We start from the raw sequence: 11,844 nt of genomic DNA, 5'->3' as shown, positions 1-11,844 counted from the left end.
CGTCACGGCAGTCAAATTACAGCAACTTCTGGTGGAAGTGGCAATGGCGGCAACATCACAATCCGAAACCAATTTCTAGTAGGAATTGAGAATAGTGATATTGTTGCCAATGCTTTTCAAGGACAGGGAGGGAACATCCAAATTACGACTCAAGGAATCTTTGGCCTTGTCTATCGGCTACAACAAACTCCTGATAATGATATCACGGCTAGTTCTGAGTTCGGGGTGAATGGAACTGTAAACGTTAATACGATCGGGACTGATCCGAATGCAGGTTTAACGGAATTACCCGTGAATGTAACTGACCCCAGTCAAAAAATCGCAACGGGGTGTTCGAGGACTCAAGGGAGCCAATTTATAGCAACAGGACGGGGAGGATTACCGCCCAATCCAACCCAACAAATGATGCACAATATCACCTGGAATGACTTGCGGGATCTCTCCGCCTATCGAGGTTATTCCAGCACAGTTGTTGCACAGCCCGTAACTCAACCTGTACTTGTACAAGCCTCAGGGTTTCAACGTTACGCTGATGGAACGATCGAACTTATTGCCAGTCCTGCATCCGTTTCTGCAGCCTCGATCGTCACTTGCGCCGGATCAGCAATGACGACTGCGACTGCAAAGACGAGATCGAGCTAAAACTCTGAATTCTATTAGTTGGCTGAACTCCAAAATGGGACTGCTGGGTACTCTAGAGCAGCAGTGAATGGAGTGCTCTCATGAACGTTCGGTTGATCGTCAGCGTTTTAGGCGGTTTCGTAGGATTACTGTCTAGCTTAGAGTCGGCCCAAGCGCAAGTCATTCCCGATGGCACCGTCGGTACTATTGTCACAGGTAGTCCCAACTTCACCATCAATGGCGGTACCCGACCGAGTGGGGGCCCCAACTTGTTCCACAGTTTCAGCCAATTCTCCGTTCCCACTGGTGGTGCAGCCATCTTCAACAATGCCCCCGACGTAGTCAACATCCTCAGCCGAATCACAGGGGGGACTCTGTCTAGCATTGATGGACGCATCCAAGCCAATGGAGCCGCCAACCTCTTTCTGATCAACCCTGCTGGAATTATCTTTGGCCCCAATGCTCGATTAAGCATTGGCGGGTCCTTCATCGGTAGCACTGCCACCAGCCTGAAATTTGCTGACAACACTGAATTCAGCGCCACCAACCCTACTGCTTCACCCCTATTAACCATCAATGTCCCAATCGGCTTACAGATGGGGGCTAATCCAGGATCGATCGCTGTCAATGGATCTACACTTCAGGTTCCTGCGGGAAAAACCCTAGCACTGATAGGCGGGGCAATCACTCAGACCGGGGGGCGACTGCAAGTCTCTGGAAAAAATGGCCGGATTGAACTTACGAGCCTAGGCAGCCAGAGCCAAGCACGACTGACTCCAGCCACTGGGGGCTGGGCAATTACCCCCCTCAACCCAGCGAGTTTTCAAGATATTACCATCAAGAAATCCGCTACAATCAGCGGCAACGGAGATGGCGGAGCTGCCATCACAATTAACGCACGCAACTTCACTCTTTCTGGTAGTGATACAGGAGCAACTGCTACATCCTCAACATCCCCATCGGTCATCAGCAACAACAACACCGTAAGCAGTGGTTCCCTGAATGCACAACCAATTATTATTAACGCCACAGACTCACTCATAGTGCAAGAAGCTGCCGCAATTCGAGGACAAACTTTAAGCAGTGGCAAAGCCAGTGATATTCGCCTCAACGCCTCAACAATTCTCTTTAATAATAATGCCAGTATTCTTTCTCTGGGACAAACCGGCAGTACAGGGAATGCCGGATCGGTATCACTCCAAGGAAACAGTATTACAATCTCGAATACTAATCCGCTTATTAGCAGTAGCAACATTTCTAACATCGCCGCCAGTCAAGGTAATGCAGGAAATATCTCCCTGCAAGCAGATACAATTACCTTGTCTAATCGTGGAGGAATCAGTAATACAACTCGTGGTAAAGGTAATGCAGGTAATGTAATCTTAAAAGCAAATAGCCTTACTTTTGATAATGGTGGAGGTGTCAACAATACAACCACAGGTGAAGGAAATGGCGGTAATACTAATTTTATTAGCAAAACTTTCATTATCCGCAATGGCTCTGGAGGCAATGTTGGTAGTTCTGGAACTGGTAATGCTGGTGATCTAAATATTATTGCCGATACTTTCTACCTGGAACAAAACAGCGGCTATTCCTCCCGCTCCCTAAATGTACTGGGAGGTAAAGCGGGCAATATCAATGTCACTGCTGATAAGATGATTGCCCGTGACAACTCTGGCTTGAGTTCTGATACCTTTAATGCCAACCAAGGTGGAAATATTAGTTTGAACGTTGGTTATATTGAGCTGGATGATACTCAGCTCAACAGTCGAAGCACTGGTTCCGGGAATGCTGGACAGATTAATGTAACGGCTCAAACCCTGCGGCTGTTAAATGGCGGCCAATTAAATGTTTCGACCAGAGCGGCGGGGCAGGGCGGTGACATTCTTGTCAATGCTCAGATGGTGGAACTAAATGGTGCATCCACTCAGAAGACTACGCTGGCAACCAAAAATACTGGCATTATCAGTAGCATTTTGTCTAATTCTACCAATTCTCTGGCGGTGACGGGCAGCGGGGGGAATATTGCAATTAAGAGTGGGCAGTTAATTGTGCAAGAAGGCGCGATCGTCAGTTCTAGTGCATCTGCTGGTTCCGGCAATGGCGGCAATATTGCAATTCAGGTAGGACAGTTGAATGTGTTGAACGGTGGGCAGATTATGAATGTGACCCGCAGTGCTGGAAACGCCGGGACAACAACGATTCAGGCAAGCGATCGCGTGCTTGTGTCAGGTTTTGATCCTCGTCATGCTGAACGGCAAGCTGCCTATATTCCCAATCAAACCTATTCCGATGTGGACTATAACATTAGTGCCCTCAGTGGAATTTTTGCAAATGCAACGGAAACAGCAACAGGGAATGGCGGGAATCTGCAATTGACTGCCCGAAGCATAGAGATCAATCAGGGCGAGATCTCGGTTGGGAGTTTTGGCAGTGGGAGCGGCGGCAATATCACAGTAAACAGCGATTACCTGAGCTTAAAGAATCAGGCGGCACTCACGGCAGAAACGGCAAGTACCCAGGGAGGCAATATTACGCTCAATCTCCAAGACTCCCTTATGCTGCGTTACAACAGTTTGATTTCGGCCACTGCGGGTACGGCTCAAGCGGGCGGTAATGGCGGCAATATCAACATTAATCTACCCCAGGGCTTTATTTTTGGCATCTTGACTGAAAATAGTGATATTCGTGCGAATGCCTTTACAGGCAATGGGGGGAAAATCGATATCACCGCCCAAGGAATTTTTGGGCTTCAGTTGCAACCCCGCAATACCTCCAAGAGCGATATTACAGCCAGTTCTCAATTCGGCTTTGGTGGAATCGTTCAAATTAATGACTTTACAGCTGATCCAATCTCTGGATTAGTGCAGTTACCAAACACCGTGTCCGATGCCAGCCAAAATATTGCAACAGGATGTTCTACCACTCAGGGTAGCCAGTTTATTATGACCGGGAGAGGTGGATTAGCACAGAATCCCAATCAAGAGATTATGCGCGATCTCCCCTGGCATGATCTTCGGGATGTATCTGCCTATCGCGGTCGTCCTGCATCCGTGGCTCAGGATTCCGCAACACCAATGCCTCTGCTACAAGCCTCCGGTTTTCATCACAATCCCGATGGAACGATCGAACTCATTGCTAGCCCTGTACCCGTAAATCCACCGTCGATCGCGACCTGTAGTGGGCAGAGTATGAAAACGGCTCATGCTCTCTAAACTGAAGATGTGCAGCAGGATTACGTTAGTTCACTGAGCTAGACGCAACGGTATCCGGGCACCCTAGGGCAGAAATCTCTGAAGTGTGGGTTCGGATGCAGACTAGATCGATCGTGGGTGTGTTTGGCTTGTTCGTGGGTTTGCTGTCAGGAGTAGAGTCTGCGATTGCACAAGTGATTCCTGATGGTACATTACCAACAACGGTAACGAGTCCCGATGCCCTGAACTTTACGATCGACGGGGGTGGGCGATCGGGCGGTAATATATTCCATAGCTTCAGCCAATTATCCGTGCCGACAGGGGGTTCAGCGTTTTTCAACAATGCGCTGGATGTGCAGAATATCTTTGCACGGGTGACCGGAGGCACAGCGTCTAACATTGATGGACTGATTAAGGCGAATGGCGCTGCTAGCCTGTTTCTCCTCAACCCAAGCGGCATTTTATTTGGCCCCAATGCCTCGTTGAATCTGGGCGGTTCATTTCTTGGAACGACAGCAAGTAGCATTCAATTTGCGGATAGTACAGAATTTAGCGCAGTTAATGCTGGTACCCCATTACTGACCATGAGTGCACCCATAGGATTACAGATGGGCGTTTCATCGGGCAGCATTCGCGTTCAAGGCCAAGGCCACAATCTGTCACATCCTCCGTTATTGGCAGGGGCTGTGATGCGTAATCCGCAACAACCAGGCTTGCGCGTACTACCTGGAAAAACCTTAGCGTTGATTGGTAATGGGATTAATCTGGATAGTGGAGTTCTGATTGCTGAGAGTGGCAAAATAGAACTGGGAAGTGTGAATACTGGAATGGTTGCCGTGAATACAACCAGTGCGCTGGGAAGTTTTAGTTACGATCGAGCTACGCAATTCTCTGATATCCGTCTTACACAGGCTTCTTTGCTAGATGCAAGTGGTAGCCCTGGTGGCTTTATTCACCTTCAAGGTCAAACCACACAGATTCACAATAGTTCCGTCATTTTGGTGCAACATTACGGTTCACAACTAGCGGGGCAGATTCAAGTACATACAGATGTGCTAGAACTCAGTGGTGCATTACCCAATAGGGATCGAAGTTTGATTTTGACGGAAAATCTGGGTAGCAGTCCTGGTGCAAACGTCGAGGTCTCAGCCCGTCGAATGATGGCTCGTGACGGAGGAGTCATCCTTTCGACAACCTACAATAACGGGGGAGCCGGGGGAGATATTACAGTCAATGCGACGGAATCCATTGATTTTCTGGGGTTTTCGTCCTTTGAGGCTAGCCGTACAAGCGGTCTGAGTTCTCCTTCCTATAGAGGAGGAGGACGGGGAGGAAATATTGCCGTTAACACTCAAGATTTGCTGCTTCAAGATGGAGCCGGCATTAACTCGTTGATTTTTGGGGGGCTAAGGGGAGGTAATATTACAATTGCAGCAGAAAATATCGCTGTGATGGGTGAAAACCCTGGAATTGCTGGAGCGTCTAACATTGCTGTATCAACTTTCTTTGGTGGAAATGCAGGATCGATCTCCATTGATACAGGACGGTTACTACTCAAGTCATCTGGCCTGATTTCAGCCAGTACATCAGGAGCGAGTGACGCTGGTAGTCTTTCAATTAACGCGCGCGATTCCATTGAAATTGATGGTTCAGGATCTGTTGTTGCACAACGTAGTCGAATTACTGCATCTGGGCAACAGTTGCCGCCTCGATTTCGTCAGATTTTTGGATTGCCTGCGTTGCCTACCGGGGATGGAGGGAATTTATCGATTAATGCTTCTAGCATTAAAGTTCATAATCAAGGTTATATTGCAGCAGAAAATGTGGGGAGTGGCAATGCTGGGTATTTGAAAATTAATGCAAATGAAGTGGTGCTCGATCTCGGTGGACAAATCAGAACATCGACTGCTGTTGGACAAGGCGGTGTTCTAGAATTGAATGTTAGAGATTTGTTGTTGTTACGTCGCAATAGCTTAATTAGTGCAAAAGCGAATGGTCTAGGCAATGGTGGCAATATTGAAATCGATGCACCAGTCCTCGTTGGTTTAGATAACAGTGATATTATTGCTAGTGCTTTTAAAGGGCGTGGTGGTAATATTAACATCACGACGCAAGGAATTTTGGGGTTACAGTATCGCGATCGCTTAACGCCTGAGAATGACATCACGGCTAGTTCGGAATTTGGGATTAATGGCAATGTGCAAGTGAATACGATCGGCACCGATCCCAATGCAGGACTAACAGAATTACCTATCAATGTTACTGATCCTTCGCAAAAGATTGCAACAGGCTGTACTCCGGATCAAGGTAGTCAGTTTGTGGCAACGGGGCGAGGCGGTATTCCCCAGAATCCTAATCAGCAAGTGACAGAAGATCGAACTTGGAATGATTTACGCGATCTGTCTGTCTACCGTGGTAGTCAAGGAACAGTGGCTCAAGTTTCCGTTAATCAACCGATCTTAGTGCAAGCGTCAGGGTTTCAGCGCAATGCCGATGGAACGATCGACCTGATTGCTAGCCCTGTACCCGTAAATCCACCGACTATCGCGACCTGTAGTGGACAGAATGTGAAAATGGTTCGTACCCTTTAAAGAAGGAAAACTGCCTTGCGTGGGTTTACTGAGTCTCGCTAACTGTGGGTGGGAACCCTAGGGCAGACGTCTCTGGAGTGCTCTGATGAAAGCTCAGTCGATCGTGGGTGTGTTGGGCTTGTTCGTGGGTTTGCTGTCAGGCGTAGAGTCTACGATTGCACAAGTGATTCCGGACGGGAGTTTACCGACAACGGTAACCAGTCCCGATGCCCTGAACTTTACGATCGATGGTGGCGGGAGATCGGGCGGTAATTTATTTCATAGCTTCAGTCAATTGTCCGTGCCGACAGGTGGTTCAGCCTTTTTCAACAATGCCCTGGATGTGCAGAATATCTTTGCACGGGTGACGGGGGGCACAGCGTCTAATATTGATGGACTAATCAAAGCCAATGGCACTGCTAGCTTATTTCTGCTCAATCCCAGCGGCATTTTATTTGGGCCAAATGCTTCATTAAATGTTGGGGGGTCGTTTATTGGCACTACTGCTAGCGGTATCCAGTTGGTCGATGGCACAGTATTTAGTGCGGTGAATTCAAACACCCCACCATTGTTGACGATGAGTGCACCGATCGGGCTGCAAATGGGACAAAATCCAGGGGCAATTACGGTACAAGGCGCTGGAAGTCAGTTAATAGACATCACTGGTTTCGGTCAAGCGAGTACCCTCAACAGTCCTGATGGCTTACAAGCTGGCGCAAATCAGACCTTAGCTTTGATTGGGGGATCTGTTAACTTTACAGGCGGAGTTGCTTCGATTCAGGGGAGTGGACATCTGGAATTGGGCGGTGTTAGTGCTGGAACTGTGAAACTCATGACTACGCCAACAGGTTGGGTTGGAGATTACAGCGCTGTATCGCAATTTAACGACATTCATCTAACGCAGGAGTCGATGCTGAATGCCAGTGGCAGTAACGGCTCCATCCAGCTTCAAGGCCACAATATTAGCTTGTCTGAAGGGTCAGCTCTATTGCTCCAAAATGTAGTACCTTCCCAATCATCTGGGGGCATTACAGTCAATGCCAGAGGCTCCCTCACTATGACTGGTAATACAACTAATGGAGAACTGGGCAGTTTGATCCAAAGTAACAACTTGAGCACGGGAGCCGTTGGAGATATCAATGTTACTGCGGCTAATCTCTCCCTCCAAGATGGAGCCAGAATTGTCTCTAGAACCCGGAGTCAAGCGTCAGGTGCTAACGTTAATATTGCTGTGAATGGGCTGACTCAAGTCAGTGGCTTTAATACTAACAACCCGGCGATATATACGGGAATCATTACTTTTTCTGCTGGTGTTGGTAACGGTGGAAATGTCACTTTATCTACGCAAGATCTCAACATTTTGGATTCAGGGAATATCCTGGCTATTGCTGTACGATCGGGAGATACTGGCACCATCCAAGTGAATGCCACCGGACAAGTTACCATTGCAGGCTACAATCCCCTTGCGTTTGGAGAAAGCACACTGTCCACCTTTACCCAGGGGGCGGGTAATGCCAAGGATGCCACTATCAATACTGCGAAATTACTCATTCAAGGGGGAGCATCTTTAGGTTCTTCTACTGTGGCAGATGGGGCTGCTGGTAGTGTCATTGTCAATGCTTCAGAGTCGATCGAAATCCAAGGTCAAGCGAGCCAGGGCAATGGAGTCGGTAGTATTTCTCGTATTATTTCCAACGCTGAAATTCTCAGTCCAGAGAGTCAAGCGGCGTTTGGGTTACCTGAAATTCCCTCGGGTAACTCCGGATCTCTGACCATTAATACCCCTTTCTTAAGCATTGCTGATGGTGCTCTGGTGAGTGTCAGAAATGATGGCCCAGGGATTGGAGGCAATGTCTGGATTAATGCAAATACGATCGCGCTCCGCAATCAAAGTAGTATTACTGCTGCTGCCTCTTCTGGTGAGGGTGGTAACATCAATTTGCAAGTTCGTGATCTGTTATTGATGCGGCAGGGCAATAGCATTGTTGCGACGGCGGGAGGTCAAGGCAATGGGGGCAACATTACGATCGACTCACCCATCATCGTAGGTTTAGAGAATAGTGATATTGTTGCCAATGCCTTTCAGGGACGGGGTGGTAATATTGAAATTACGACCCAGGGGATACTGGGACTACAGTATCGTGATGTTCTAACACCAGAAAATGACATCACTGCAAGCTCAGAATTTGGTGTGAATGGTAGTGTGCAAGTCAACACGATCGGCACTGATCCGAATGCAGGATTAACAGAACTACCTGTCAATGTAGCGGATGCAAGCCAGAAAATTGCAACGGGGTGTTCGAGTACTCAAGGCAGTCAATTTGTCGCGACAGGTCGAGGAGGATTACCACAAAATCCCCAGCAGGAAGTGACAGGCGATCGGACTTGGAAGGATCTGCGTGATTTGTCTGCCTATCGTGGTCAGCCCAGTACAGTTGCTACACAGCCTGCAACTCAACCTGTACTTGTTCAAGCCTCTGGGTTTCAACGCAAGGCTGATGGCACGATCGACCTGATTGCTAGCCCTGCGCCAGTGAATCCACCGACGATCGCGACCTGTAGTGGACAGAATGTGAAAATGGTTCGTACCCTCTAAAGAAGGAAAACTGCCTTGCGTGGGTTTACTGAGTCTCGCTAACTGTGGGTGGGAACCCTAGGGCAGACGTCTCTGGAGTGCTCTGATGAAAGCTCAGTCGATCGTGGGTGTGTTGGGCTGTTTCGTGGCTTTGCTGTCAGGAGTAGAGTCTACGATTGCACAAGTGATTCCGGACGGTAGCTTGCCGACAACGGTAACCAGTCCCGATGCCCTGAACTTTACGATCGACGGAGGTGGGCGATCGGGCGGTAATTTATTCCATAGCTTCAGTCAATTATCCGTGCCGACAGGTGGTTCAGCCTTTTTCAACAATGCCGTAGATGTGCAGAATATCTTTGCACGGGTGACCGGAGGCACAGCGTCTAACATTGATGGACTGATTAAAGCCAATGGCACTGCCAGCTTATTTTTGCTCAATCCCAGCGGCATTTTATTTGGCCCGAATGCCTCGCTGAATATTGGCGGTTCATTTATTGGCACTACAGCGAGTAGCATTCAATTTGCCGATGGCACTGCGTTTAATGCAGTCAACTCTGGAGTCCCGTTGCTAACCGTGAGTGTGCCAGTAGGCTTACAGATGGGAACAAATGCTGGTCCCATTCAAGTGCAAGGCTCAACCACTGCGAACCCCTTCTTCCGTCCTCCTACGCTTTCTGTCGCCCCTACGAAGACATTAGCGCTAGTCGCTGGCCTCATCGATGTTAATAGTGCAACCCTTTCTGCTCCCGATGGTCGGGTTGAGCTATGGGCTGTGCAGAATGGACAGATCACTATGAACTCCCAGTCCTGGCAACTAGCTAGTTCAGCAGCAACGGCCAACTGGGGTAACATTAGCCTCCAGAAAACCTCTACCGTTGATGCAAGTGGCCTTAATGGAGGCGCTATCAATGTTAGGGCACGCGGACTAACCGTACAAGAAGGATCAACCATTAGCTCTATTACTTTTGCTGGACAAGGTAAAGGAATTACAGTTCAAACCACAGAATTTGTGGATTTGTTGGGAGCTTCTCTGCCCGGCCAAATTGGTCCTGGTATTAACACTAACGTGGGTATCTTTTTTGGCCCTCCAGGCAGCGGGCAAGCGGGTAATGTGACCGTTGAAACGGGTCGCCTACGCCTAGCGGATGGCGCTTGGCTCCAGTCCTCTTCTACTGGAAACAATTCGCGCTCAGGCGATATTACCGTGCGAGCTAAAGACGTGGAGGTCGTCGGCGCAAATCCTTTTTTTTCTGCACCAACTTCCATTACCACCAACCTCTTTAGTGGCAAGAATAATGAGAGTGGCAAGATTACCATTGATGCCGATCGCATCCGAGTGTCAGATGGTGGCATTATTAGTTCGGCTCTGGTGGCTTTTGATCCAATCTCTGCACCCACGGGCAAGGCGGGAGACATTTCGATTCGCGCTAGTGAAAGCCTAGAGATATCGGGATACACACCTGATTACCTGTTGTCGGGTATCGCTACAGGAATTGGCCGAACGGAAGGGCAATCAGGCAATATCACCATTGACGTAGGACATTTGCAACTCTCTAACGGCGGGGCGATTCGCTCTACTCTAACGGGAACCGGGCAAGCGGGGAATATCACCATTCATGCGACCGATGTGAGTGTTAGCGATCCGGTGGTTGATGTCATCGAACAGGCACCCGGTGGTATTACGGTTTCTGTCAATGCCAATTCCGTGGGTTCAGGGGGGAAGATTACCTTAACTTCTAATAGCCTGCGGCTTTTTAATGGGGGGCAGATTGCCTCTTCCACCCAAGGGCAAGGTTCCGCAGGAAATATCAACTTGAATGTTAAAACTCTGGATATTCAAGGTATTTCTCAGACTCTGGTCAATGGCCAGTATCTCCCCAGTGCGATTACGGCATCTTCTACCACGGCTTCCGATGCTGGGTCTATCAATATCACTGCCGATACTGTACAGGTTCGGGATGCGGGGCAAGTCACGGTCAGTAATACTGGTATAGGGAACGCAGGAAACTTAAATATTAATGCTAATAATATCTTTTTAGATAATGGTGCAAGCTTACGTGCAGAGGTCAACGGTGGAGGTCAGGGAAATATTAATCTGACTACAAAGGAAGTCTTACTGCTTCGTCGCGGAAGTAACGTTACAACCAATGCAAAGGGTGCTTCCACAGGTGGAAATATTAACATCAAAGCATTGGCGATCGTGGGACTGGAAAATGAAAATAGTGACATTGTTGCCAATGCAGTTTTGGGTAGTGGTGGGAATATTAATATCACGACTCAAGCACTTTTAGGATTGCAATTTCGACCGAAGTTAACCCCCAAGAGTGACATCACGGCAAGTTCAGAATTTGGCATTAATGGGACAGTGCAAGTGAATACGATCGGCACTGATCCGAATGCAGGATTAACAGAATTACCTGTCAATGTTTCAGATCCTTCGCAAAAGATTGCAACGGGGTGTTCAAGTAATCAAGGGAGTCAGTTTGTGGCAACGGGGCGGGGCGGCATTCCCCAGAACCCCAATCAGCAAGTGACGGGCGATCGGACTTGGAAGGATCTGCGTGATTTGTCTGCCTACCGTGGTCAGTCAAACACGATCGCTACCAGTCCTACGCCTCAATCCACTCTTATTCAAGCCTCTGGGTTTCAACGCAAGGCCGATGGGTCGATCGCCCTGATTGCTAGTCCGGCGGCTGTGCCTTCTGTCAGCGTTGCTACCTGTTCCGGGGTTGCCCCGCAAACTTTGCTGACAAAGATTTAGCAAAAAGAGTTAACAATTCAAGAGTTGACGTGATCAAAAAAATCCCGTAAGGTTGTCCATTAAGTTATTCCTTCCATGACGGCGGGGAATAGCTGGAACCCAGAAATCTGGTCGTCATCGTCA

The 11,844-nt window shown here is 48.5% G+C and carries 4 protein-coding genes and 1 pseudogene; all 5 read left to right on the top strand.

The window, feature by feature from the left end; genetic code table 11:
* Positions 1-642: pseudogene (locus tag ACN4EG_RS25650) on the top strand (filamentous hemagglutinin); the annotation flags it as partial.
* Between the two features lie 80 nt (positions 643-722).
* Positions 723-3,836 (top strand): two-partner secretion domain-containing protein, encoded by a 3,114-nt coding sequence (locus tag ACN4EG_RS25645; protein WP_431633131.1) that lies wholly within the window; start codon positions 723-725, stop codon positions 3,834-3,836.
* Positions 3,837-3,931: 95 nt separating this feature from the next.
* On the top strand, positions 3,932-6,406 hold the full coding sequence (locus ACN4EG_RS25640) for a two-partner secretion domain-containing protein (RefSeq protein ID WP_431633130.1): 2,475 nt from the start codon (positions 3,932-3,934) through the stop codon (positions 6,404-6,406).
* 85 nt (positions 6,407-6,491) lie between these two features.
* On the top strand, positions 6,492-8,981 hold the full coding sequence (locus ACN4EG_RS25635) for a two-partner secretion domain-containing protein (RefSeq protein ID WP_431633129.1): 2,490 nt from the start codon (positions 6,492-6,494) through the stop codon (positions 8,979-8,981).
* An 85-nt stretch (positions 8,982-9,066) separates the two neighbouring features.
* Positions 9,067-11,721, top strand: a complete 2,655-nt coding sequence (locus tag ACN4EG_RS25630) for a two-partner secretion domain-containing protein (RefSeq protein WP_431633128.1) — start codon at positions 9,067-9,069, stop codon at positions 11,719-11,721.
* Positions 11,722-11,844 lie beyond the last annotated feature (123 nt).

It is taken from the genome of Alkalinema pantanalense CENA528 (genome assembly GCF_050753345.1).
In the GTDB taxonomy this organism is placed as follows: Bacteria; Cyanobacteriota; Cyanobacteriia; order Leptolyngbyales; family Leptolyngbyaceae; genus Alkalinema; species Alkalinema pantanalense.
Note: the sequence above shows the minus strand (reverse complement) of the source record. Positions and strands in the feature narration are given on the sequence as shown.

Coding starts and splice junctions, on each gene's coding strand:
- ACN4EG_RS25645 (WP_431633131.1), top strand. CDS start 723: ATGAACGTTCGGTTGATCGTCAGCGTTTTAGGCGGTTTCGTAGGATTA.
- ACN4EG_RS25640 (WP_431633130.1), top strand. CDS start 3,932: ATGCAGACTAGATCGATCGTGGGTGTGTTTGGCTTGTTCGTGGGTTTG.
- ACN4EG_RS25635 (WP_431633129.1), top strand. CDS start 6,492: ATGAAAGCTCAGTCGATCGTGGGTGTGTTGGGCTTGTTCGTGGGTTTG.
- ACN4EG_RS25630 (WP_431633128.1), top strand. CDS start 9,067: ATGAAAGCTCAGTCGATCGTGGGTGTGTTGGGCTGTTTCGTGGCTTTG.